At 38.3% G+C, this 25,354-nt stretch carries 26 protein-coding genes; 17 read left to right on the top strand and 9 right to left on the bottom strand.

Annotation, left to right across the window (positions count from 1 at the left end; all coding sequences use genetic code 11):
* Positions 1 to 6 precede the first annotated feature (6 nt).
* The 6 genes from ACJVDH_RS19665 to ACJVDH_RS19690 all read left to right on the top strand — a co-directional run bounded on the left by ACJVDH_RS19665 (position 7) and on the right by ACJVDH_RS19690 (position 6,710).
* The gene (locus tag ACJVDH_RS19665; RefSeq protein WP_443945108.1) at positions 7 to 672 is read left to right on the top strand and encodes a response regulator; all 666 of its coding nucleotides are present in this window, start codon (positions 7 to 9) and stop codon (positions 670 to 672) included.
* Positions 673 to 955: 283 nt separating this feature from the next.
* Positions 956 to 1,672, top strand: a complete 717-nt coding sequence (locus ACJVDH_RS19670; RefSeq protein WP_443945109.1) for a 3-ketoacyl-ACP reductase — start codon at positions 956 to 958, stop codon at positions 1,670 to 1,672.
* A 322-nt stretch (positions 1,673 to 1,994) separates the two neighbouring features.
* Positions 1,995 to 4,778 carry an outer membrane beta-barrel protein gene (locus tag ACJVDH_RS19675; RefSeq protein WP_443945110.1) on the top strand — a complete coding sequence of 928 codons (2,784 nt, stop codon included), beginning with the start codon at positions 1,995 to 1,997 and terminating at the stop codon, positions 4,776 to 4,778.
* A gap of 5 nt (positions 4,779 to 4,783) precedes the next feature.
* The gene (locus ACJVDH_RS19680) at positions 4,784 to 5,563 is read left to right on the top strand and encodes a GLPGLI family protein (RefSeq protein ID WP_443945111.1); all 780 of its coding nucleotides are present in this window, start codon (positions 4,784 to 4,786) and stop codon (positions 5,561 to 5,563) included.
* Positions 5,564 to 5,615: 52 nt separating this feature from the next.
* On the top strand, positions 5,616 to 6,185 hold the full coding sequence (locus ACJVDH_RS19685; RefSeq protein WP_443945112.1) for a Crp/Fnr family transcriptional regulator: 570 nt from the start codon (positions 5,616 to 5,618) through the stop codon (positions 6,183 to 6,185).
* A gap of 90 nt (positions 6,186 to 6,275) precedes the next feature.
* The gene (locus tag ACJVDH_RS19690) at positions 6,276 to 6,710 is read left to right on the top strand and encodes a carboxymuconolactone decarboxylase family protein (protein ID WP_443945113.1); all 435 of its coding nucleotides are present in this window, start codon (positions 6,276 to 6,278) and stop codon (positions 6,708 to 6,710) included.
* Positions 6,711 to 6,775: 65 nt separating this feature from the next.
* Here ACJVDH_RS19690 and hisS read toward each other — a convergent pair whose 3' ends face one another.
* Entirely contained in the window at positions 6,776 to 8,167 is a 1,392-nt protein-coding gene (gene hisS, locus ACJVDH_RS19695; protein WP_443945114.1) for a histidine--tRNA ligase, read from the bottom strand.
* Between the two features lie 148 nt (positions 8,168 to 8,315).
* Complete coding sequence (locus ACJVDH_RS19700) at positions 8,316 to 8,771, bottom strand: PA2169 family four-helix-bundle protein (RefSeq protein WP_443945115.1); 456 nt, start codon at positions 8,769 to 8,771, stop codon at positions 8,316 to 8,318.
* Between the two features lie 514 nt (positions 8,772 to 9,285).
* Between ACJVDH_RS19700 and ACJVDH_RS19705 the strand changes: the two genes are divergently transcribed.
* The 7 genes from ACJVDH_RS19705 (at position 9,286) to ACJVDH_RS19735 (ending at position 14,600) form a co-directional block, all read left to right on the top strand.
* On the top strand, positions 9,286 to 10,350 hold the full coding sequence (locus ACJVDH_RS19705; RefSeq protein ID WP_443945116.1) for a type I restriction endonuclease: 1,065 nt from the start codon (positions 9,286 to 9,288) through the stop codon (positions 10,348 to 10,350).
* A gap of 225 nt (positions 10,351 to 10,575) precedes the next feature.
* On the top strand, positions 10,576 to 11,091 hold the full coding sequence (locus tag ACJVDH_RS19710; protein WP_443945117.1) for a hypothetical protein: 516 nt from the start codon (positions 10,576 to 10,578) through the stop codon (positions 11,089 to 11,091).
* A 105-nt stretch (positions 11,092 to 11,196) separates the two neighbouring features.
* Positions 11,197 to 11,637 (top strand): DUF6804 family protein, encoded by a 441-nt coding sequence (locus tag ACJVDH_RS19715; protein WP_443945118.1) that lies wholly within the window; start codon positions 11,197 to 11,199, stop codon positions 11,635 to 11,637.
* Positions 11,638 to 11,656: 19 nt separating this feature from the next.
* On the top strand, positions 11,657 to 12,988 hold the full coding sequence (locus ACJVDH_RS19720) for a hypothetical protein (RefSeq protein ID WP_443945119.1): 1,332 nt from the start codon (positions 11,657 to 11,659) through the stop codon (positions 12,986 to 12,988).
* A 9-nt stretch (positions 12,989 to 12,997) separates the two neighbouring features.
* Positions 12,998 to 13,858, top strand: coding sequence for a hypothetical protein (locus ACJVDH_RS19725; protein WP_443945120.1), 861 nt, complete (start codon positions 12,998 to 13,000; stop codon positions 13,856 to 13,858).
* 23 nt (positions 13,859 to 13,881) lie between these two features.
* Positions 13,882 to 14,094 (top strand): hypothetical protein, encoded by a 213-nt coding sequence (locus ACJVDH_RS19730; protein ID WP_443945121.1) that lies wholly within the window; start codon positions 13,882 to 13,884, stop codon positions 14,092 to 14,094.
* A complete protein-coding gene (locus ACJVDH_RS19735; RefSeq protein WP_443945122.1) occupies positions 14,082 to 14,600 on the top strand; it encodes a thermonuclease family protein in 519 nt (172 codons plus the stop codon). The genes ACJVDH_RS19730 and ACJVDH_RS19735 overlap by 13 nt, the downstream gene beginning before the upstream one ends.
* 112 nt (positions 14,601 to 14,712) lie before the next feature.
* On the opposite strand, the gene ACJVDH_RS19740 is transcribed toward ACJVDH_RS19735, so the two are convergent.
* Together ACJVDH_RS19740 and ACJVDH_RS19745 are read right to left on the bottom strand one after the other, a co-directional pair.
* Complete coding sequence (locus ACJVDH_RS19740; RefSeq protein WP_443945123.1) at positions 14,713 to 15,519, bottom strand: helix-turn-helix domain-containing protein; 807 nt, start codon at positions 15,517 to 15,519, stop codon at positions 14,713 to 14,715.
* A 54-nt stretch (positions 15,520 to 15,573) separates the two neighbouring features.
* Complete coding sequence (locus ACJVDH_RS19745; RefSeq protein ID WP_443945124.1) at positions 15,574 to 16,467, bottom strand: oxidoreductase; 894 nt, start codon at positions 16,465 to 16,467, stop codon at positions 15,574 to 15,576.
* A gap of 393 nt (positions 16,468 to 16,860) precedes the next feature.
* On the opposite strand from ACJVDH_RS19745, the gene ACJVDH_RS19750 reads away from it, so the two are divergent.
* Complete coding sequence (locus ACJVDH_RS19750; RefSeq protein WP_443945125.1) at positions 16,861 to 19,260, top strand: TonB-dependent receptor domain-containing protein; 2,400 nt, start codon at positions 16,861 to 16,863, stop codon at positions 19,258 to 19,260.
* A gap of 135 nt (positions 19,261 to 19,395) precedes the next feature.
* Here the strand turns inward: ACJVDH_RS19750 and ACJVDH_RS19755 are convergent, their stop codons facing one another.
* The 5 genes from ACJVDH_RS19755 to ACJVDH_RS19775 form a co-directional block, all read right to left on the bottom strand.
* Positions 19,396 to 20,274 carry a hypothetical protein gene (locus tag ACJVDH_RS19755; protein WP_443945126.1) on the bottom strand — a complete coding sequence of 293 codons (879 nt, stop codon included), beginning with the start codon at positions 20,272 to 20,274 and terminating at the stop codon, positions 19,396 to 19,398.
* Positions 20,275 to 20,347: 73 nt separating this feature from the next.
* On the bottom strand, positions 20,348 to 20,740 hold the full coding sequence (locus ACJVDH_RS19760) for a putative quinol monooxygenase (RefSeq protein WP_443945127.1): 393 nt from the start codon (positions 20,738 to 20,740) through the stop codon (positions 20,348 to 20,350).
* Between the two features lie 79 nt (positions 20,741 to 20,819).
* A complete protein-coding gene (locus ACJVDH_RS19765; protein ID WP_443945128.1) occupies positions 20,820 to 21,233 on the bottom strand; it encodes a cupin domain-containing protein in 414 nt (137 codons plus the stop codon).
* Between the two features lie 10 nt (positions 21,234 to 21,243).
* Entirely contained in the window at positions 21,244 to 22,152 is a 909-nt protein-coding gene (locus ACJVDH_RS19770) for a helix-turn-helix domain-containing protein (protein ID WP_443945129.1), read from the bottom strand.
* Positions 22,153 to 22,170: 18 nt separating this feature from the next.
* Positions 22,171 to 22,896, bottom strand: coding sequence for a carboxymuconolactone decarboxylase family protein (locus tag ACJVDH_RS19775; RefSeq protein WP_443945130.1), 726 nt, complete (start codon positions 22,894 to 22,896; stop codon positions 22,171 to 22,173).
* Positions 22,897 to 23,258: 362 nt separating this feature from the next.
* Between ACJVDH_RS19775 and ACJVDH_RS19780 the strand changes: the two genes are divergently transcribed.
* The 3 genes from ACJVDH_RS19780 to ACJVDH_RS19790 all read left to right on the top strand — a co-directional run bounded on the left by ACJVDH_RS19780 (position 23,259) and on the right by ACJVDH_RS19790 (position 25,354).
* The gene (locus ACJVDH_RS19780) at positions 23,259 to 23,879 is read left to right on the top strand and encodes a TetR/AcrR family transcriptional regulator (RefSeq protein ID WP_443945131.1); all 621 of its coding nucleotides are present in this window, start codon (positions 23,259 to 23,261) and stop codon (positions 23,877 to 23,879) included.
* Between the two features lie 93 nt (positions 23,880 to 23,972).
* On the top strand, positions 23,973 to 24,758 hold the full coding sequence (locus tag ACJVDH_RS19785; protein ID WP_443945132.1) for an SDR family oxidoreductase: 786 nt from the start codon (positions 23,973 to 23,975) through the stop codon (positions 24,756 to 24,758).
* Positions 24,759 to 24,991: 233 nt separating this feature from the next.
* A complete protein-coding gene (locus ACJVDH_RS19790; protein WP_443945133.1) occupies positions 24,992 to 25,354 on the top strand; it encodes a VOC family protein in 363 nt (120 codons plus the stop codon).

Genomic DNA, 25,354 nt, shown 5'->3' on the forward strand with positions numbered 1-25,354 from the left:
TAGTATATGTTTAAAAAAGTATTAATTGCCGAAGACCATGAAATTGCCAATATTTCTGTCGTAAAAACACTTAAAGACCTTGGGATTGAAAGTGCCGATTACGTATACTATTGTGATGATGCCCTTACCTGGATTCGTAATGCCCAGAAAAATGAATGCCCTTACGATCTGTTGATTACTGATCTTTCATTTGAAGAAGACCATAACCGGCAAACCATTTTAAATGGCGCCGAATTGATCAAAGCAGCTAAATCTGCTCAACCAGATTTAAAAGTGCTTGTTTTCTCCAGCGAGAATAAACCAGCTGTTATAGATACTTTGTTCAAAGACCTTAATGTTAATGGCTTTGTTCGCAAGGCTCGCCACGATGCACAAAACCTGAAGCAGGCACTTCATACCATTTCTAATGGAAAAGAGTATTTGTCGCCAGACTTGAAATCGGGATTAAGAGACAAAAATTCTCATAACTTTACCGAGCTGGACATTGCAATAATTACCTTGCTTGCCCAGGGAACCCGGCAGAAAGAAATCCCGGTTTTTCTACAGTTGAAAAATATTAAGCCTTTCGGATTGAGCAGCGTAGAAAAACGCCTGAACCTAATGAGAGAAATCCTGGATTTCTCAAAAAATGAGCAATTGGTAGCCTATTGTAAAGATATGGGGATTATTTGATAAGGAAATTATGCTTTGGTTTTTAACAAAGTCCCGTCATTGCGAACCGAAGTGTGGGGATTGAGTGAGCGCGTGACGCAATCTTACATGCAAATCTTTTGAATTCATACTTCCAACAGTGATCTCTAGAGCAGCGAGAGATTTATTGCAATGAAATATAAATTACTGGTATAGATTTCTCCGTCTGAAACAGGCTTTCGAAAGTACGAAGTGGGGGCAGACATTACCGTTCAAAACTCTACCTTTCATTCACAAATCAACCAAGAATATTTACTTTTATCGCATGGAAAATATTTCAGGAAAAAATGCACTGATTACCGGCGCCGGTAAAGGCATCGGCAGGGCTATAGCGATTGCATTGGCAAAAGAAGGCGTAAACCTGGGCCTCGTAGGCAGAACGCAAAGCAATTTGGATGAACTGGCCACAGAACTGGCAGATTATTCAATCCAAGTGGTTACAGCTGTTGCAGACATAGCCAATCTCGATTCTGTAAATCTTGCAGCAAAAAAAATACAGGATGAACTTGGTTTCATCAGCATTTTGGTTAATAATGCGGGCATTGGCAAATTCGGTAAATTTTTGGAGTTGGAACCACAAGAGTGGGAGCAGATTATCCAAACCAATTTGCTTGGCGCATATTATGTAACACGTGCCGTTGTACCAGAAATGATCAACCAGCAAAGCGGGGATATCATCAACATTTCAAGTTCATCTGCTGCAAGTCCGGCGGCAGTTACAAGTGCCTATTCTGCATCTAAAGCGGCTTTAAATGCATTTTCTACTTCGTTGATGCAAGAAATGAGAAAACACAATATCCGTGTTACGGCATTTTCTCCAAGTACTACCGCAACGGATATGGCCATTGATCTGAAACTTACAGATGGCAATCCCGATCGTGTAATGCAACCAGAAGATCTGGCAGAAGTGATTGTATCTCAGCTGAAACTAAACCGTCGTATTTTTATCAAAGATATTGCAGCCTGGTCTACCAACCCATAAAACTTTATTTGCCACGGAAACAAGGAGGATTTTTTCTCTTCAAATTTCTAATGCTGGCAAATAACCCATAACAAATTAACCACATAAGAAATGTAGATTATAGAAGAAAGAACCCTTCATATGTTCTCAAATTTCTTATGTGGTTAAATTGCTTTTTCGGCAAGCTTATTTTCACTCCAATACGTGTTGGATTTTTTTATAATTAACGTATGTAACAACTCTCACGATGATTAAGTATTTAGGTTAAATAATGTTAAATCGTTTTTGCAAACTAACAAATTAGTTTATATTAGAAGGGCTAAAAAACAGCTCAAATCTAAATATGAAACGACACGCTCTACTCTTGTGGCTACTTATTGCTACGTCTTTTTCTACCTATGCGCAACATTTGCACAGCATAAAAGGACGCACAGTAGATACCGCATCTACCACTCTACTAACCGGAACATCTATTGCCGTACTCAATGCAAAAGATTCTACACTTGTTAAATTTACCCGATCGGCGCAAAACGGCACTTTCGAAATTAATGGCATTAAAAACGGGAAATTTATCCTGTTGGTTTCCTATCCTAAATACGCAGATTTTGTAGATCACTTTACGCTGGATTCTACACAGCAAATAAAAGATTATACCAAAATTAACCTGACCGGGATGGCCACCATTTTAAATGATGTGATCATTAAAGGAAACCGCGCAGCCATTAAGATTAAAGGCGACACCACAGAGTTTGATCCTAAGGCGTTTAACATAGAACCCAACGCCAAAGTAGAAGATCTGATTAAACAGTTTCCGGGTTTCCAAGTAGATAAAGATGGAAAAATCACTGCTCAGGGACAAAACGTACCTAAAGTTCTGGTTGATGGCGAAGAATTTTTTGGCGATGACCCCACGCTAGTGACTAAAAATTTACGTGCCGATATGGTAGAATCTGTTCAGCTTTATGATAAAACGAGCGACCAGGCAGCTTTTACCGGAATTGACGATGGCGAGAAAACAAAAACCTTAAACATTAAACTTAAAGAAGATAAAAAAAACGGATACTTCGGTAAAGTACAAGCCGGAGCAGGAACTGATGATTATTATCAAGGACAGGCGATGTTCAACAAATTCTGGGGCAAAAAGAAATTTTCTGCCTATGGTATAGCTGGCAATAATGGTAAAATTGGCTTGGGTTGGGAAGATGGAAATAAATACGGATCTAACGCTGCACCGGAAGTAACTGACGACGGAGGAATTTATTTTACCGGAAGCGGTGATGATTTTGATTCCTTCAGCGGCCAATATAACGGCCAGGGAATACCTGTTGCACGCACCGGAGGTTTACACTTCGACAATAAATGGAACAAAGACAAAGAGTCTTTAAATACCAATTACAAGATTGGTTCAATACGTGTTACGGGCGACCGAACTACGCTTAACCAGAATAACCTGACATCCGGAACAATCAATACCAACTCTGGCCAAACTTTCGACAATGATATGTTCAGGCAGAAAATGGATGCAACTTATCAGATAAAACTGGATACCACAACAACATTGAAAGTAAGTGTAGACGGAACATTAAAAAACAGTGATACGGAAAATATTTTTACAAGTGAGGGCCGCGATCAGCGCGACAGCTTACTGAATACCGGGAACCGGAATTTGACAAACTCTACAGACGAACAAATTTTTAATGTAAGTGCATTGCTCACCAAAAGGCTGAAAAAGAAAGGCCGTACAGTTTCATTGAGTTTGAGTCAGAATGTTAATACCAATAAAAGTGAAGGATATTTGAATTCAACAAATGAGTTTTTTGATACTACAGGCGCTTTAGACAGCACGGTTCTGGTCAATCAGTATAAAGTAAACAACATTAGAAACAGCACGTTCAAATCAAACCTGGCGTATACAGAGCCATTATCGAAATCGCTTTCTGTAGTTGTAAATTATGGTTTAAGCTTTATTAACGGAACTTCAGACCGCAAATCCTTTAACCAATCGGCACAAAATGTATATGATGTTTTTGATCCGCTGTTTAGCAACAACTACAAATTAGAGCAAACATTAAATCAGGGTGGTGCAGTTTTTAATTACCTTAAAGGAAAAGTGACAGCAAACATGGGTTCGAAATTCTCTGCAGTGAAATTTAATCAGGATGATTTATACAATAACATCCGTTACAGCCGAAACTTTATTAACTATATGCCTCAGGCCAGTTTTACCTATCGTTTCTCTCAACAAAAATCATTCAGGTTTAATTATAACGGAAACAGTTCGCAGCCCACGCTTGATCAGATCCAACCGGTTAGAATTAATACTGATCCATTAAACATCACTTTGGGAAATCCGGATTTAAAACCATCATTCCGCAGTTCATTTAATGCGCGCTACAGTTCATACAAAGTGTTGACAGACCAATCGATTTACATCAGCGCGTATTACAGTTTCACATCCAACCCAATTGCCAGCGACATTAATACAACAGCTGCCGGCGTAAGTACAAATCGTTTCGTAAACTTATCTGGAAGCACACCATTTAATTATAATTTTTACGGAGGTTTTAGCCGTAAAATTTTCGGCGTAAGTACCGGCTTCGATTTAAGCGCAAACAGCAATACTTCATTCAACTATATTAACGGTGTATTGAATAAAACCGAAAGCAGTACGTATAATTTATCCGCAAATTTGTATAAGTATATAGAGAAAAAGTTTAATGCCAGCGCATCTTTCGGGCCAACATACAATGCAACAAAAGCCTCTGTTCAGGAATCACTGAACAGTAACGGTTGGGGATGGAGAGGGAGTTTTTATACAACTGTACATTTGCCAGGGAAAATAGACCTGAACAGCGACGGCGAATACCAGTTTACCGGAGCCACGCAAACTTTTAGTGAAAACTTTGAACGTTTTGTATGGAATGCAGGCATCAGTAAAAAATTCCTGAAATCAGATAATCTGGTTGTTTCTGCCAGCATGAACGATCTCTTAAACCAGAATATTGGTTTTAATCGTTCGGCATATAATGGAAACATTACTCAAACCAGTTATACAACCATCAGAAGGTATTTCATGCTGTCGGTTTCCTGGGATTTTACAAAAATGGGTGGAGCAGTAAAAAAATAACAATTATGAAAACTAAATTAACTTATACGCTTTTGTTTCTACTCATTGGTTTGGGTAAAAGCTTTGCACAGAATGCACATTTCGTTTATCACGGTGTTATCGAATTTGAGAAACGATCCAATATGCATGCCATAATCAAACGCAAAATAAATAAGGAAAATGAAACATTTTATTTACCGGTATTTGAGAGTTACAAGAAAAACAATCCGCAATTTAAAGTGAGTAAAAGCACACTCTTTTTCAACAGTGACAAAAGCCTGTATAAATATGCTCCAAGTGACGATGCGTTAAATGGCAATTGGGTAGCGAGAGATGTTCTAACAGATTTAAGAAATACGGTTGCTACAAATTTTGCTTCGGAAAGCAGCATTACGCAAAAAAGTGTGTATGAAGACTTGTACCTTGTAAAAGATAGCGTAAGAAAGATTAACTGGAAGATTACCGATGAGACACGGAATATTGCTGGTTTTGAATGCCGCCGCGCAAATGCGCTGATTATGGATTCTATTTATGTAGTGGCATATTATACAAATGAAATTGCCGTTTCCGGCGGACCAGAATCTTTTACCGGTTTGCCGGGAATGATTTTAGGTCTCGCACTTCCGCACGAAAACATCACCTGGTTTGCAACCAAAGTAACAGAAGTTGCCGTACCAGAAAAAGACCTGGCACCGCCTGCAAAAGGAAAAGCTGTAGACAATAAAGCTTTGGAAACTATTTTAAAATCGGCAATGAAAAATTGGGGAGCAGACGGACAAGCTGAAATTAAAGGATTTTCACTATAAAACGCCGCGTTTATTTTTTGCTATTGTGTATTTTAGCAACAAATAAAATTGAATGTACGCAGAACTGCATCAGCACATTAAACGGTTTGTAGATTTGAGTGGCGAAGAAGAGGCTTTACTTTCTTCGCTGCTCAAATCTTTTTCGTTTAAGAAAAAAGAACTTTTATTAAACGAAGGACAGGTTTGCCGGGCCAATTATTTTGTGGTAAAAGGATGTTTGCGCATGTATTTTATCGATATAAAAGGTGCCGAACAAACCATTCAATTTGCGATTGAAAATTGGTGGATGAGCGACCATACCAGCCTCCAATTTCAAAATGCTTCTCAATTTTATATCCAGGCTACAGAAGCAGCAGACGTGATTGCCATTGAACACCATCAGCAGGAAGAACTATTTAACAAATTGCCTAAACTGGAACGGTATTTTAGGTTGGTATTGCAAAAATCTCATTCGGCAGCGCAAATGCGCATTAAATATTTATACAGCATGACCGGCGAAGAACGTTACCGCCAGTTTGCACATTTATTTCCAGAATTTATACAGCGCATTCCTCAATATATGCTGGCCTCATATCTTGGTTTTACACCAGAATTTCTCAGTAAAATCCGCGCTAAAAAATAGCTAAAGGCACTTCGTTTTCTTTCTTAAACTAGATTAAGTTTTTTGCTTTTTCTGATGGCGAACTTTACATCTTAATCAAAAAATAAAAAGATGGAAAACAGAGTAAACATCCAAAAAACACAGCCAGCAGCTTATCAGGCTATGTATGGTTTAGAAAAATATGTATCTGCCAGTTCAATTGATCCAATTTTATTGGAACTGATTAAAATGCGCGCTTCTCAAATTAATGGTTGTGCATTTTGCTTAAACATGCACTCGATAGATGCGCGCAAAATGGGCGAAACCGAGCAACGTTTATATCTTTTGAACGCCTGGAGAGAAACTACACTATTTACAGAAAAGGAAAAAGCCGTGCTGGCACTTACAGAAGAAGTGACTTTAATTGCGAATCATGTTTCTGATGAAACCTATGCGCGGGCTGCAGGCTTTTTTGATGAAGTAGAACTTAGCCAGATTATTATGGCTATAGTGGCGATAAATGCCTGGAACCGGATTGCCATTAGCACCAAATTGATTGTAGGCTAAATTGAGTTGTACAAAAAAGGAGGAAATGTTGATTTTCCTCCTTTGTATTTTTCATTTTATAAAATCTATTTCAAAAGATCAAGAATGGCCAAGACAGAAAGTTTTTTCTGCTCGCCACTTTCCATTTCTTTAAGTGTAAGTTCCCCGCTGGCCATTTCATCGCCACCAATCAGCAAAACGTAAGGAATGTTTTTCGCATCTGCATAGGCCATTTGCTTTTTTAGTTTTGCCGAAGCAGGATACAATTCTGCAGAAATCCCTGCATTTCTGAACTGTTGAAGAATAGGCAACGCGTATTTTTCTGATTCTGCATCGAAATTACTGATCAAAATTTTCGTTCCGATTTCTGCCGATGCAGGAAAAAGATTAAGCTCTTCCAATACATCATAAATCCGGTCTGCGCCAAAAGAAACGCCAACACCGGTAAGGTCTTTTAAACCAAACATGCCAGTTAAATCGTCATAACGGCCGCCGCCGCCAATACTACCCATTGCAACTTCATTGGTTTTTACCTCAAAAATACACCCGGTATAATAATTTAATCCGCGTGCTAAAGTAATATCAAGTTCTAAATTTGCAGTTAATGGAAGACCGTAAGCAACCAATTGTTCTACATAACTGAAAACCTGTTCAATTTCTTCAATACCTTTCAAACCCGTTTCTGAAGCCGATAAAACAGATTTCAAACTGGCTAATTTTTCTTCGTTATCGCCTTCAAGCAAAATTACAGGTCTTAATTTCTCCAGATCTGTTTCTGTAAAACCACGTTCTAAAAGCTCTTTACTAACGCCGTCAAGACCAATTTTATCGAGCTTATCTATGGCGACAGTCATGTCTATAATCAAATCAGGTTTACCTATAATTTCGGCAATACCTGATAGAATTTTTCTATTATTAATTTTAATAGAGAAATCTTTTAGCCCGAGTTTAGACAACGCTTCGTTATAAATCAAAATAAATTCTGCTTCGTTAAGTAAACTTGAAGAACCAACAACATCTACATCACACTGATAAAATTCTCTGTATCTTCCCTTCTGCGGACGATCTGCGCGCCAAACCGGCTGAACCTGGAAGCGTTTAAAAGGAAGTGTAATTTCATTCTGATGCATTACCACGTAACGTGCAAAGGGAACGGTTAAATCATACCGAAGTGCTTTTTCAGAAACTAGTGGAATTAGCGCATTACTATTTTCTTCTGCGGAAAAATCAAAAGATTTCTTTTTGGGATCTTTCAAAAAATCGCCACTATTTAATATTTTGAAAATAAGTTTGTCTCCTTCATCACCATATTTTCCCGTGAGGGTAGAAAGGTTCTCAAAACTGGGTGTCTGAATTTCTGCATAACCATATTTTCTGAAAACCGTTTTTATGGTATCGTAAATGAAATTGCGTTTCACCATTTCTACCGGTGTAAAATCGCGCGTGCCTTTTGCTAATGAAGGTTTAATAACTGACATAGCCGCAAAAGTACGAAAATGTTTAGAATGCAGATATTTTGAAGAAGTTCTGTTAAAACGCCTTTTTAAATGGCATTTGGAAAGTTTATGACAGCAAAAGGGCACCGCTATCGGGCGCCCTTTTGCTGTTTTTTATAAGTTTAACCAATTACGCCTGGCTATCGCGCAGTCTTTTAATTTCATCGTGAGATGTCCTTAAACTGGCTTTTTGTTCTGAGACTAATTCTCTGATATTGCTTGGCAAATCTTCACTTTCCAATGCCATTTTATATGCATTTTGAGCAGCATCTTCGCCAAACTCACAATTGTTTAAAACTGTTTTTCTATCGTGACCAGTAAAAATGGCTTTTACATCCATCCAGGCACGATAAATTTTGCCCGAATTAGTGGTTCCGTTTTCAACATCTTCCCCTAAAACTTCTATTTCCTGTGCCAGAGCCATTTTATATTTCCGGCTTTCATCAATCATATCCAGAAATAAAGCGCGTAAATCTTCGCTACCTTCCTGAAGTTCAGTTCTGGCTTTTTCATAGCCCGCTATACGGTCATTATTTATCTGCACCAAGTCGTTTAATACTTCTGCGGTTATCGTTGTGGTTTTCATAATCAATAGATTTTATATATTTTAAGAACATGGCCTTTAAGAAAAAGGTTTGTCATTTTTTTAAAAGCTCAGAAACCTATGTGGAGGATTAAAATTTTCGCTCATTAGATTTCCGGTGGCGTTCCAAGAATACGAGTGGCGGTAATAATTTGACGGTAACGCGTGAAAGATTGCTTCATGCCTTGGCTTGATTCCCAAGCTTCTGTTCGCAATGACGCAATTTTACTCAGGCCGTCATTGCGAGGCACGAAGCAATCCTACAAATTTGGGTTAGGAAAAACCCAATAGGCACTTTAACGTTACTATTAACAAAAAAGATTGCTTCGTCGTTCCTCCTCGCAATGACGCGATTTCCTCAATTCCAGCTAGGTGTTCTCGGTGGTTAAATGAAAACAAAAGGAAAAAGCTTATAATTAGTTTACAGCATAAAAATTGTGCTTTACGGTTTTCCGTAAGTTTATTACTGCTTGCCTTGATAGTTTTGAACCAACGAAAAAATCAAACCTGGTAAAATATGGATTTAAAACTCAAGCTTGCCCAACTTCACCAAAGAGTTGTTGGTCTTAAAGATCAGATCAACACAGAAGAAGCGACAAAAAATGCATTTGTAATGCCTTTTATCCAAATATTGGGTTATGATATTTTTAACCCAACGGAAGTTGTTCCAGAACATATTTGCGACATCGGCACAAAAAAAGGGGAGAAGGTGGATTATGTAATTCGCAAGAACAACGAACCGATTTTGATTTTCGAGTGTAAACACTGGAAAGAAAATGCTGATGCACATAATTCTCAGCTTCATCGGTATTATCATGTTTCAAAAGCAAGATTCGGTGTGCTTACCAATGGCACAATCTATAATTTTTATGCCGATTTGGAGAAACCCAACATCATGGATGAAAAACCTTTCTTGACCATCGACCTAGAAGATCTTAAAGACAATGCAATAAAAATTCTGGAAAATTTTACCAAAAACGAATATAACCTGGAAAGCATTCTGGATTCGGCCGAAGGCTTAAAATACATCAAGGCCATCCAAAAAGAATTTGAAAAGGAAATTGATCAACCTTCGGATGAGCTGATTAAAATGCTGGTTAATCGTTTTTTTGATAAACCGCTAACGGCGAACCGAATGGTAGTTTTTAAAGAATATGCGAGGAAAGCACTTACGATTTCCATAAATGAATCTATAAGTCATCGGTTAAAATCTGCATTGCATATTAATGAAAAACCAGAAGTAGAAGCTGATCAAAAAGTTGCTTTGGTAGATGATACCAGTGATCCAAAAATTATCACAACAGATGAAGAACTCGAAGCCTTTCAGATTGTGAAAGCCATTCTACGTGAAAAAATTCCTGCTGCGCGCATTGCTGCTAGAGATACGCAATCATACTTCGGTGTGCTGCTTGATGACAATAACCGTAAACCCTTATGCAGGTTTCATTTTAATACCGCGAATAAATATCTGGAAACCTTTAATAATGGTAAAGATGCGGGTGAAAAAACCTTACTCAACAGTTTAGATGAGTTGTACAACTTTAGAACTGAACTGCATAAAACCGTAGATATTTACCCGTAACACAACCCGAAAGATACCTCATAACGCTCCGCTCTCAGGACAATGTCCGGGGTTGCCAACATCCTGATCTGGAGTGGGTAATCCCGGCATTTTATTTTTTAGCGAAATTCAAAAGAATGTAATTCTAATATTACAATAAAACAACATGTCAGAATATAAGGACAACTCAAATTAGGCTATATTTGTCCACTCATCATCCCCAAAAATAATATGATTAATTATTAAATGATGAAAAAATTAATGTCTCCATTCGCTTTTGACAACCAGGATTCAAGGTTCGAGGCGGTTGATCAACCAGCATCCAGCTTTTCCCGAAAACAAGTTGATTCCCTTACGGTTAGCCATAAGGATGGCCACTCAAGCACAGATACCTTTGTTTCTATTATGAGAAGACTTGGTATTTTAAATTTATTGATCTTGCTTGCGATTTCTGTGAGTGGCCAGAGAAGAGTTAAAACTTTTCAATTGATGGAACCCAATTTCAACACCAAAACCATCACAGGTATTATAAGTGAAGTGTACAGTACAAAACGTTATGGTAAAACATTTTGGTGGGTACGCCTTGGCAATGATACGATTGTACATATTTGGGCAAAACATTTGGATACGGTTACTATGAAACCTGGTTTGGTTAAGTCATTTATTTCTATAAAAAAACTGGACAATAACTGGTGGAAAAAAGAAAAATCTGAATACAAACTGTATCAGCTTACACCGATTCCTCCTATAGAACACAGATAGTACGCTACATTTTATTTATGGGTTTTGGTTTTTACGGTTTCCCGTAAGGATAGCACACAAGCGGTACCTAATTTTGATGAATAAATTATTAAAAATTAGGCTCTTATGAAATCTATACGCTCTGTTCAAAAACCTCAAATTGCTTATGCATTTAATGATGAGCATAAAACCAGATACCTATTGGTTTTTTGTGCAATAGCGTGCTTTTTTTCGATTTTAAGATTTCCAATTTTCTACTACCACGTTTTGCGCCTCATTGTTTCTACAGGTGCTTTCGTAGTAATTGTAGTTCTTTTACAAAAACGTATTTACGTATGGTTGCCGGTTTTCTTAACAATATTGATCTTGTTTAACCCGCTTTACCCAATTTATTTATATCGAAAAGCGATCTGGGTACCGATAGATATTATCACGGGTATTCTATTTCTTTTGATCGCATTTTTTAAGAAAAACAAATCTGCATTGCCGGCAAAGCCAGGTGAAATTCCAGTTGCCTCAAAAGTTCTGGCCAGAGACCGCATGGTTTCATCGACAATGAAAAGATAACTCACCCCAAAATAACATTATGAACATCCAGATCGAAAATCTATTTCGTAGCGGCGCTACGGAAGAATCAGTAGAAGAATCTACAAATTCTAAAGAACCCAATGTTGAAGAAAACGACGAGGTTAGAAAACGTACCTATCACGAGTCTGGTTTCAGAGATGGTTCCAGAAATATTGGCAGTCCAAGGGCACTTTCTATTTGTCTAAATGCCATCTACGCAAAATTTCAAAATGAAGAGAAAGAAATGGTAGAAAAACAACGATTGAGTAAAGAACCTTATATTAATGAACAGCGAAACAGACAAACTGAAGTTAAAACGCTTGCATTAACCAAAGACAGAAAAACCGAAAACATAGCAAAACTTGATACCGATATCCGCGCGGTAAATGACAACATCGAAACATTGAAATTTGAAATTAATGATTTATCCAGAAACCCCGAAAAATATCATCTGAATGCCGAGAAAGGTGCTTCGGCGAAGTTTTGGATCGGTTTAATCATCTTGCTGCCCATTAGTTTATATTTATTTACGTTCTACATTTCTACTTCGTATTCGGCTTTTTTTAAAAAATTCGAAGGAGATGCAGACGATATATTTTTAAGTGTTCTTGATCCGAAAGCTTTAGATAAAGCATGGAAAGATGGATTGCTAGAAGGCGCATTTGTAACCTTAATTCCTTTTGTGTTTTTAGGTTTAGGTTATCTGATTCACATGTTTGGAGAAGCAAAAACGATTTTAAATTACTTCAAAATGATCTTGCTTTTTGCCGTCACTTTCATTTTCGACGCGATTTTGGCCTATCAAATTGAAGATAAACTTTATCAGACAGGAAAAACATTTGAAGATAAACCGTTTGATTTGGGTATCGCGTTTTACAAAATTGAGTTTTGGGGTATCATTTTCGCGGGCTTTGTGGTCTACATTATTTGGGGTGTGGTATTCGACTTTATTATGAAAGAACATCGTGAGAAAGACGTGATCCAACATGAGCAACAAAAACGTAAAAAAGACATTCAGATTCACCAGGAGCGGATTACCGATATTGAGAAAAAGAAAGAAGTATTTTCTGATGAATTGAAAAATACAAAAGAAATGATCCTCAAAGCTGAAGGCCGAATTGTAGAGTTGCAACATATAATTGATGCCATTATCATCCCCACAAAGGAGTATGTATTGTACGCATCAGAATATATGCAAGGTTGGATTACTTTCATCAATCAAAAAATCCACATCTCTAAATATGAAAAAGACATTCTGCTTAACGAATGTATAATGGCTTATGATGAGAACTTAAAAGCAGTGGGCGCGAGTGAAGATGCCCAAAATTCAGTTTACGCCACAACCCTTTAACCAATTAATATGAAACATATTTTATTAGGCGGTTTGCTGCTCGCTTCTATTTTCAAACCCGTTGCTACACTTAAAACGGCACCTCAAGTCCCGGTAGAGAATTTGAACATCAGCATTTTACTGGATCTTTCTGATCGGATTAGTACAACCAAACATCATGATGGCACAATGGAGTTTTATAAAAGAGACATCGAATATATCAAAACGATTGAAAATGCTTTTATGGCGCACGTAAAACGAAAAAAAATATTTCAGTTGAATGATGATATGCAGGTTTTCTTTTCGCCGGCGCCAAAAGATTCGCGCATTAATAATTTGAGCGAATTGTTACGCGTAAATTTCGATCGGAAATCAAGCAAAAAAACCATCAGTACAACAGATAAAGCCTATGCAGAAATTCCACAACAAATTTATCAGGCTGCTTTAAAAGACCAGACTTTTGTAGGTGCAGATATCTGGCGATTTTTTAAAAACAATGTTCATGACTACTGCATTAAACCTAACCGGCGAAATATTTTGGTAATACTTACCGATGGCTACATGTATCATAAAGACAGCAAATTTACGCAGGGAGGAAAAAGCTCCTATATAACCCCGGCATATCTGAAAACTAAAAAACTTACAACTTCTGCTTTTGGTTCTGTGATGCAAAAAAACGGTTTGGGTTTTATCCCGGCAACATCAGGCTTACAAAATTTGGAAATTATTGTTTTAAACATAAATCCTTCGCTGAACAGTCCATATGAAGAAGACGTGATTAAGCGATACTGGAGCGATTGGTTGCGGGCAATGAACGTAAAAAAATATACTTTGCAAACAACAGACCTCCCTTCAGCTCTTAATCCGGTTATCCAAAAAATGATACTTTAAATTCACGCTTATCAATCCCCAACATGAAAACACTCTCTATCTTTATTCTGCTTCTTGCGCATATCAATGGTGCCGAAGATCCATCAACCGTGTATATCTGCAACAGCGGTAAAGCCAAAAAATACCATTATACTCAAAACTGCCGTGGATTGAGCAACTGCCAGTCTAAAATTATAAAAACAACTATAGAGCAAGCTAAAAAAGACGACAAGACTTTATGCGGATGGGAAAAATAAGCTTGCTTGTTTTATTGATTTTCTGGAGTGGATGTATAATTTTTCCTCAAGAAACCGAAATTCATGAATTAGCAAGCGGTACTTTTCAGGCAAAGGTGATCCGAATTTTAGATGGCGATACCATGGAAGTTTTATATGAAAACAAACCTGTAAAAATCCGCCTTGCGCATATTGATTGCCCGGAAAAAAGGCGAAAACAACCTTTTAGTCAGGCCGCGAAGCAAACCCTTGCCGATTTATGTTTTGGTGAAAACGTTACTGTAGAAGCGCAAAAATACGATAGATACAGCCGTTTGATTGCAGTCGTAATTAATGCGCGCAAACAAGTGATCAATCAGGAAATGATTCGGCAAGGCATGGCCTGGCATTTTAAAAAATATTCAAGCGATAGTTTGTATGCACAATTGGAGATAGAAGCCCGAAAAATGAAAATTGGTTTGTGGCAAGATCCCAATCCGGTTGCGCCATGGGAATGGCGGCAAAGGAAGAAGCGACCAAAGGTTTAGATTCGCTTTGACAACTTACTATTATCGTTTATAATTAAGTTGTCAAAGCAAATTATTGCACTGCCTAACTTGTTTTGACATATTGAAAGGCGCAAATTCAAGGCTATTAAGTTTAACTAATTTTACTGGGCGATTGTCCAAACTGTTTTTTAAATGCAAAAGAAAAATGCGAGAGATCTTCAAAACCCAAATCGAGGTAAATATCAGATGCATGTTTACCTTTTTGTTTAATCAGATAATGCGCTTCCTGCAGCCTTTTTTGTAAAAGCCATTTTCCGGGCGTAAGTCCGAATACGGATCCGAAATCTCTTTTAAAGGCGGCCAAACTTCTACCGGTTAAATATGCAAAACGTTCTAAACTCACGTTAAAATAAAAGTTCTGGTTCATAAAAGCTTCCAGATCTATTTTAAAAGGATTGTTAAAATCGAACAAAACACTTTGCAAATCCGGCCGCAATTGAAGTAAAAGTAAAATGGCTTCATTTACTTTCAACGCGGTCATTTTCGGATCGTTTAACGCATCTGCGTGATGATAGGCCAATAAGGCATCGAAATAGTTTTTCATCAGCAGGTTTGTTTCCAGTAAAAGAACAGACTGTTCATTGGTTTTATGATCAGCAAAGACAGCATATTTCAAACTAAATTCTTTTAAGACTTGCTGAGTGAGGTATAAGGTAATGGATTTAAACTCTCCATCTGTCGGCGGATACTTCACAAACTTTAAAAGCTGATTTCTTTTGATAAAACGAAGCGATCCCGGTGCAGCAGCATATTCTGTTTTGCCATCGTTTAGAACTAAAGATCCCGAAAGCTGGTAACTCAGCACATGTTCAGACACAAAATTTTCGCCTTCTCTGCTTTTTTGATAATAGCATGAATACACAATATCGGGCCGTTTCGGGTTGTTTTCAACTTTCATCTATACGAATATACTATACACGCTTCAACTGCTCAGGTTTTTTAAAGGTTAAAATTAAATTTTTATCCCTTTCTGACTTAGAAATTTCTGCCCTTCTTCTGTAGTAAACATATCTTCTGCCTCATCATGATCGGTTGATTTTGTAACCGCCAACCATTCTTCAAATTCTGCTTTCCGGGCGGCATCAGCATTTTGAAGAATTTGTGCCGCTTCGCTGCCCAAAACCAAATGCATAGGTGTTTTATTGCCCTGCACAAGTTTAATCATCACTTGCGCCGCCTTATCGGGGTCGCCAATTGGTGTAAATTTCCCTGAAGTCAAAAAAGCTTTAACGCCACCAACTGTATTTTCATAACCTTCTACATCTGGTGCAAAACTCATGGATGAGCCAGCCCATTCTGTACGGAAACCGCCAGGTTCTATAGAAGTTACCTGGATATTTAAAGGTTCAACTTCTTTTCTTAATGCTTCAGAAAAACCAGCTAAACCAAATTTTGCGGCTTGGTAAATGCTCAAACCCATATTGCCCACGCGGCCACCAATAGAGCTAATTTGTAAAATATGGCCGGAACGTTGTGCACGCATAAATGGTAAAATGGCACGCGTAATGGCAATTGGAGCATAAAAATTAACTTCTAATTGGCTTTGAACCTGTTCTTGTGTAAATGCTTCTGCTGCGCCCGTTACACCAAAACCTGCGTTATTCACCAATACATCAATGCGTCCAAAATGCTCAATCGCCTGTTTAACTGCATTTTCAATGTCTGCATCTACTTGTACATCCAGTTTTAAAGCCAATACTTGTTCTTTGTATTGTGATACAAAATCTATTAAAGCATCAACATTTCTGGCTGTGGCCACTACAAAATCGCCAGCGGCCAAAACTGCAGCTGTCAGGCTTTTTCCCAGTCCTTTGGAGCTGCCTGTTATAAACCATACTTTTTTCATTTTTTTTTTATTATTTATCGTACAAACTTCCACAAAAGGCAGTGTTTAAACTTTGTTCAAAAGCTCAACTTCACTGTGTTCAAAAGCTCAAAATATTTTCTACACAATTGAAATTTTGAACGGGGAAATTTTGAGGCAGGGACGTTTCTATTCAAAGCTTAAGAATTTAGTCATGATTTTAATTCAGGAAAATCAAATTTCATTACTGTGGAATAGATCTAGCAATAACCAAAACGCGCTTTAAAGAGAATCAAACGGTGTTTTTAACACAGTTAACCTCAGCATAACAGCAAATTTTTGACTAAAAACTTCTTGGTACATTATTTAGACTAATTATAAATTATATTCTATCTTTGCCCGCAAATTCTAACATTTCTTTATTTCACATATTTAATGAAACATTTATACACATTAGTATTAAGCTGTTTGCTATTGCTGGCAGCTTCAAAAACCTATGCCCAAAGCACCGGGAAAATTGCCGGAACGGTGACTTTGGTAGACGGGCAACCTTATGCTTCTGCATCAGTTTCGATTCTGGAAACCGGAAAAAATACCCTAACCAATGAATCGGGAAGTTATTCTTTTGAACAGATACCTTCTGGCGATTATACCATTCGCATCCAATTGTTGGGTTTCCCACAAAAAAACTTTAAGGTAACTGTAACTGCCGGAGCAACCGCTTTGGTAAATTACCAGCTTGATCGGGAAAACGTGCAAGCTTTGCAAGAAGTAACTGTTGCCGGAGCAACCAATAAATTTACGAAGAAAGAAAGTGTATACATTGCACGTTTACCTTTAAAAAACCTGGAAAATCCGCAGGTATACAATTCTGTACCTAAAGCATTATTTCAAGAACAAATGGCAATGGATTTAGGTAGTATTGCCAAAAATGTTCCAGGTGCTGGTATTCCGATGATTGCCAACCAAGGCAGGGTAACTTTCCGCTCGCGCGGTTTTGATACAGAGCCTAACGCCCGTAACGGCGTTGCTGGTGCTGCATTTTCATTTATTGATAACGCAAATCTTGAACGTATTGAAGCCATTAAAGGCCCTTCTGCAACTTTGTTTGGCAACAGCATTGCCAGCAGTTATGGTGGTTTATACAATCGTGTAACTAAAAAACCGTATAACGGTTTTGGTGGCGAAGTAGGATACTCTACCGGAAGCTGGAATTTTAACCGTCTGAATTTTGACATCAACAGCCCGATTAATGCAGATAAAACCGCATTATTTCGCCTGAATGGTGCAACCACTTGGGAACACAGTTTCCAGGATTTGGGTTTTACCAATAGCGTAAGTGTAGCACCAAGTTTTTCTTATCAGATTACAGACCGTTTGTCTTTATTGCTGGATGTAGAATTTGGCCAGGCAAAAGGGACTTCTGTAGTACGCCTTAACCCGTATACTGCGGTGCCAACCGGAGCAACGAGCGTAGAAAGATCCATTGCAGATATTGGTTTCCCGTATAACAAAACTTTTTTAAGTAATGATCTTACATACAGCACGCAAATGATGAACATTTTTGCTCAGATCAATTATAAGATTTCTGATCAATGGACTTCACAAACCGTCGTTTCCAGAGCTCGTTCATCAATTAGCGGAAATATTACCGCATTGAATGGCAGAAGCGAAACTACAATTCGTCCAAATGTCATCAATGGATATACTCAGTTTATAGCAACAGATATTCAGCAGAATTTTACAGGAGATTTTAACATAGCAGGGCACCGTAACCGTATTGTTGTTGGTTTGGATTATTACAATAACTTTAATGATTTTGACCGCGTTACAGTTAACCTTACAGATGTTGATTTTATCAATACGCCGACTTCTTATCGCGTAAGCAAGTTTAAGGTTGATTCATTAACGTCCAGAGGTACATTAAGGAAAGAATCCAATGGAGACAACACCTATTCCGCTTATGCCTCAAATGTATTTGATATTACCAGCCAAATCAAAGTAATGGCAAGTTTACGTGTAAATCGTTTTCAAAATAAAGGGATTTACAATATTGTTACCGGCCAAACTTCGGGCGGCATAGCAACCTCAAGTGCTCAAAGTAGTCCTTACGGACAAACAAGTTTGTCGCCGAAATTAGGATTAGTATATGAAGTATTGAAAGATCGTGTTTCACTTTTTGGAAACTACATGAACGGCTTTTTTAACCGAAGTGGGTTAAAAAGCGATGGAACACGTGTTGACCCCGAATATGCAGATCAGATGGAGTTTGGTGTTAAGGCCGATTTATTCAATCATAGACTAGCTGGAACGGTAAGTTATTATGATATAAAAGTTAAGAATATCATTCGAACTGACCCTGCCGATCCGTCGAATTTTTATATTCAAGATGGTTCACAACTCAGCAGAGGCGTAGAGGTTGAGTTAACGGCAAATCCATTTGATGGCTTCAATATCGTTGCGGGTTATGCGTATAACGACAGCAGAATAACAGAATCTGCTGATGCACGAAATAATGGCTTGCGCCCCGGACAAACTGGCCCGCCAAATACTTTTAACTTTTGGATGAGCTACCGTTTTCCTCAAGGTAAGCTTAGAGGTTTAGGAGCCGGATTTGGTGGAAATACAGGCGACAAATCCTATTATCTAAACACTTATAACTCTAAGTTTATCATTCCATCTTACCAAATATTTGATGCAAGTATATTCTACGATAACCAGAAATTCCGTATCGGATTTAAGGTAGATAACATAACCAGTGAAAAAGCATGGTCTGTGCGTTTAACGCCACAATCTCCGGCACGCTTTATCGGAAACTTTATTTTGAGGTTTTAGATGAAGAGCCCAAAAAATACCGAATATATACAGCTTTAATACTTATCCTTTCGGTTGCAAACGTTGTGTCATCACAAAATGTTAATTTGACGTTGCATCCGAAAGGACGGTAAAAACGCCAAAACACCCCAAGTTTTATAAACTGCTTTTCTGAGTAAACGCGAACTTTTTGCGGTAGGCTTTTTTAATCCAGATTTGGATTACTCCATTGACACCTTTTTTTCCATACAAGGCTGTAGCCTGATTTCCTTTCACCACCTTCATATTGTCGATCCATTCCGGAGAAATTTTATGCATCTCTGAAGCCGCAATCGTACAACTTTTGTTGCCAGAAAATACCATGTAAAGCGGTGTTTGTTGTACCGTTACTACAGAAATGGCGCCCAACATCATCCGCCGAACCTCACTTAAACGAACAATCATTCGATCACTTATTGCCGTTTCTACCGTTTCAAATGTATTCAATTTGAAAATATATTGTGATAAGCAATCAGAATCGGATAAACGAAGTTGAAATTGCCCGTTTGCATCACTTACTGCCAATACATTCTCATAACCTTTTTTGCTGATTTTTACTCCGGCAAGCGGCGTGCTGTCTTTCTGGCTGATCACCTTGCCGGTAAACGTATTTTTTACCGAATCCAGTATTTGCCAATCGGGATTACCAGATGGAAGCAGTTTAAAACTGCTATTTCCCTGCGTCAAAACTGGCTTTGAATTTTGTGCCCGCGCCGGATTAACCACAATTGCACCTAAAGCAAATGGCATTAACCAGTGCCAGTTAATTTTGTGCACCGGTAAACTGAGTTTTCGGTTAAGCTGACTTTCCGCTAGTCTGGCACAAATATTTTCTTTTTTATGCTGAAAAAAGCGAAACAACTCCTCGTCGGTTTTATCGCTCAGATCCAGAATATTTTTTTCGCAACTGCTGCAATAATGCTTTCCGTTTGCTTGTTCTATTTCATTCCATTGTTTTGTACAAGGATCTGTGATGACCAATTGTAGACTTTTCATATTCAGGTTTTTATAACAGATGCACAATTCTTACGCATTCCATATTAACCTGGCAATAAAAAACCTTGATGTTTTATTTTATCTTCAAATTGGGAATCAGCGGCTCTGTATCAATCAATTCCAATTCCTTTACCATATTTAATGTTCCGTTTTTGTATTTCAAAAAATGAGGTGTTTGTATGTGCGCTTTATATGCTTCTTCTGTTGCATACATTTCAAGTATGGTTAAATGCGTTGGCTGCGCTTTCTCAAAAACGGCATACAAAGCCAGTACGCCTGGCTCTTTGGCCATTGAGGCTTCAATTTCTTCCTTTAATATGCTTTTATACCGATCAAGTTGTGCAGCATCTATTACCAATCTGGACAAGCGCACTTTTTGCGGTTCTGCGGGCTTTTTTGCCGCAATAAAAAAGGTTGCCAACGCAAGTATGCAAACTAAAGTGCTGCTGTAAATTAAAAATTTCATATCCTTTTATCTTTAAAATTAATGTGAATATTCTTCTGCTGTTACCGCAGAAAACCATTTTACATGTTCTAGTCCAACTCTATCCGAAATGGAAATATGCCCCAGCCGTTTTTTGTCTGTTACACCATTCCAATGCTTCGTATCTGGCGGAATAAACAACATCTCCCTTTTTGATCAACTGATTACGTTTGCCTTCTTGCTGATAAAAACCTTCTCCATCTGTAACATACAGAATTTGTTCTGCGCCGGGGTGCGTATGCCAGTTGTTTCTTGCGCCAGGCTCCAGAACGAAATTTTCTAAAGTATAATTTTTTGGTAATGTAACGTGTTTTAAATAACCTGTGCCTTTGTAATGTATAGAATCAAGCTGGGTATATGCCGCCAAATCTATGCCTCCAGAAATTTTATCCGCTTTTGCGGATGGTTTCAAATGCCCGCACGAAAACAAAACTGCCCTTGCAATCACAGCCAGTGGAAGAGAAATCTTTTTCATCGTAAACAGGTTAATTCGCTTTTTGGTGAGCTTGCCGGTAAACACTTGGCGATTGACCAACCAATTGTTTAAAAAGGCGGGTAAAATGCGGTGGATTTTTAAATCCAAGCTCGTAAGCAATTTCGCTGATGGGCTTATCCGGCGCATGCACTTTTTCTTTTGCCAGGTCTATAATTTTATGGTGTATGTATTCTTGCGCAGTTCTGCCGGTTTGTTTTTTAACCAAATCGCCAAAATAATTTGCAGAAAGATGAAGCGCATCTGCGCAATACGCTACACTCGGCAAGCCAATATCCATTGGTTTTTCAGAAAGAAAATAGGCCTGAAGCAAGTCTTCAAACAGCACAAACACATCTTTATGCACATCTTCTCTGGTGATAAACTGCCTGTCGTAGAAACGGGTACAATAATTCAGAAAAAGCTCAATATTATTGATAATCAAATTCCTGCTGTGCTGATCAATTGGATTTTCCAACTCATAGCGTATTTTATTGAAACACTCTAAAACAAGTAAACGCTCTTTTTTGGAAAGGTGAAGCGCTTCATTAGAATCATAAGCGAAAAAACCATACTGATGAATTTTTTTGCCTAATGATGAACCACGGATCAAATCAGGGTGAAAAACCAAAGCCCAACCTTGCGGCTGAATCAGTTCCGGACTGCGTTCTAAACCCAAAATTTGCCCTGGCGCAATAAACAAAAGCGTTTCATCTTCATAATCGTATTTATTTCGCCCATACGTAAATTCGCCGCATTTGGTATCTTTCAAAAACACTATATACAGTTCAGAAATGTACTGCTCTGCCAGAATGCGGCTAGAGCGCGATTGATCAATTACACTTACCATTGGGTGCAGTGTGTCTTGACCGCGTTCGCGGTTAAATTGTGCCACACTTTCCATTACCCTAATTTTGTTCATGCCTGTCAGAATTATAGGTTACTTACTTTGAAGAATTTTTGTCCAAACCGCCCGTGCAGAATCGGCTTGTTGCCGACTAATTTGCTGTTCAATTTCTTCAAATATGCCTTCCATCTGGCTTTTAGAAATTCCGGTATTCATGCCCATACTGATGTGACTTTGTAGCTGTGCCGATGTTCCGTTCATTGCGGCCAAAGCAGCAATAGTCACGATTTCACGTTGCTGAAAATTCAACACTTCGCTGGCAAAAACATCGGCGAAAAGATGTTCTTTCAAAAAAGCATCAATCCGCGGTGCGAATTCGCCAAATCCGGATGCAGGTTTTGCCTGTGGCATTTTAGTGAGGTTTTCCAATACTTTTCTACCCGTTTCATATCGGCCAGAAGTATCTGTAACCGGTTGATCATCTTTACCTGTAACATCCATTTTTCCATTCGCTTTTCGCGTTTCCAAAACTTCTCTAAAAACAGCAATCGCGTTAAGGCTTCGTGGAAAACCGCAATACGCATACAGCTGTACCAAAGCTTCTTTAATTTCATTTATGGTGAGGCCAGCATCCAGCGCATTATGCAGTTCAGAATTCAGTTTTTCTGTATTTCCGACAGCCGTTAAAGCAGATAAACTTGCTAAACTGCGCTGTTGTGCGTTTAAAGAATGGGGTGTGTTTTCTTGTGCGTTCATAATTTTGGTGTTGAATAGCAGAATTAAAAGCAGCATACTGTATGCAAAAATTTTTCTGTTCATTGGCTTTTACTTTTTATTTACTATCGCCTCTGGCAAACAGTGCGCTAGACGAATTATTTTTTCCTGATGTTTATCTACTTGATTTTTACAACTGTTGAGTACAATAACTGGCAAAATAGCTGCGAGAAAAATTAAACGTAATCTACGTTTCATCGGTTTTCTTTTTGGTTAATGATTGATCATGTGATCAGATGTACGCAAATCTCTATTTTCTGCATGAAGCCTGCTTACACAAATTACGGTTTTATTTACCCTTTTTACAGATCGTGTCGGTAAAGCTTTAGAAATTACTTTTATCCTACGGATAATTAAATTTAATGGCAAGCTGTAGAAAAATTATAAATGACATTAATTTGAAACGTATGTTTCAGATTTGTTTTATGTTTGTCTCATTCAAAATTGAAATGGCCAGAAATGTAGAGTTTAACGAAGCAGCAGCAATACAGAAAGCGATGGAAGTTTTCTGGGAGAAAGGCTATCATGGCACTTCGCTTCGCGATCTTACCGATGCTATGAAAATCAACAGCAGCAGTTTATACAATACCATTGGCGATAAACAGGAACTTTTTGTGCGTTGCGTACGCCATTATACAGAGATCAGAAAAAAAGACCTCGAAACACGCGAAAAAGAAACTGGCTCTGCGTTAGAAATTTTGAAGAAATATATTGACGATGCCGTTAACGTAATCATTACCGGAGAGAATAGTTGCATGGCAATTAAAACCGCATTTGAAGGAGCAACCGATGATGTACGGGTTAAAACAATTCTTAAAGCGGATAGTGATCTGGCATACCAATTCATCAGAGACAACATTGCGCGCGCAATGGAAAATGGCGAAATTTCAAATGATGAAGAACCAGAATTGCTTGCCGATTATTTTAATAGCACCTGGACAGGTTGGCACGAATCTTACTTGTTGCACCAGGATCCAGTAAAAATCAAAAAGATGGCGCAGTATTTTGTTAAACAACTGATCAAATAATTTTTTTTCCCGCTATCTGAAACAATTGTTTCAGATAAAAGCTATACACCGCTAATTTTGAAACAAACATTACAGAATAAATAAAAACAGAACATGACTACAGAAAAAATTCACCAGGATTTATCAGGAAAAATTGCCCTGGTAACGGGCGGTACAAAAGGAATTGGCAAAGCAATTGCCGATAAACTTGCAGCACAGGGCGCCAAAGTAATTACCACTGCACGAAACACTGCAGAAGAAAATGAACATCACTTCATTGCAGCAGATTTAACAAAAGCCGGGGATGTTGCCTCACTAACAGAAACCATTAATCGTGAATTTGGTGGCATAGACATTTTGATTAATAATGTTGGCGGTTTGACTACGCCAGGCGGTGGCTTCAGCACACTAACAGATGAACACTGGGAAAATGAATTGCAACTTAACCTCATTTCCGGAATCCGCCTGGATAGAGCGCTTTTACCGGCTATGATAGAGAAAAAAAATGGCGTAATTGTGCACATTTCATCTGTTGCGGGCAGACAAGCATTATGGAACTTAAACATGGCGTATGCGGTTTCTAAAGCCGCCTTAAACAGCTATAGCAAAACTTTAGCTACAGAACTGGCGCCTAAAGGCGTAAGGGTTTTAACCGTTTCGCCCGGTGCAACCAAAACTCCGCCAATGGAAAAATTTGTGCGTGATTACGCTGCCGCTGCTTCAATTTCTATTGATGACGCGATGACGCAACTGATGGTACAAACCGGAGGAATCCCGATGGGAAGAATGGCCGAGCCAACAGAAGTTGCAAATCTGGTACATTTTCTGGTTTCGCCCGCAGCGGCATATCTAACCGGAAGTATTTATGCCATTGATGGCGGAAGTTTGCCGGTAATTTGACCGATCAAAATTTACAGTCACCTTATCCTTTTAATAACAAAATTTCTAAGTGGGGCAGATACATTCGTATTTCTGCCCCTTTTTTTGGGTGAGTTTTTTACACAAGAAACTCAACAAACTTCTATCGCCTGATTACTCTAATTAAGCTTTAACAAACTCAGAAAAATTAAAAATTAAATTGATTTGTTTTTTGTTGTCGCGCATACTATATTTGTGACAACAAATATAAAAATATGAGAAAATTGACATTTACATCTCTTCAGGTAAGAGATCTGGAACTTTCAAAAGACTTTTATACCAACAAACTGGGCTTTGAAATTGCCGATGCATCAAACCCGGCGGCATGCATATTTAAGTACAATGATGGCGAAGCGAGTTTCGCGATTCGTACGCCTATTGGCGATATCGTTGGCAAAGAACTTGGTGTTGGTGCGTCACTTTGGTTTGCCATAGATGGTGAAGTTGAAGATTTACGCACCGATCTATTGGCCAAAGACGTTCTGGTTTTAACACCGGTACAGCAGACTCCTTTTGGAAAAATCATTGTGGTAAGAGATCCGGACGGATATAACATCACTTTTTTGCAAAGCAATTAA

Origin of the sequence: Pedobacter terrestris (assembly GCF_052343045.1) — a bacterium.
Classification (GTDB): domain Bacteria; phylum Bacteroidota; class Bacteroidia; order Sphingobacteriales; family Sphingobacteriaceae; genus Pedobacter.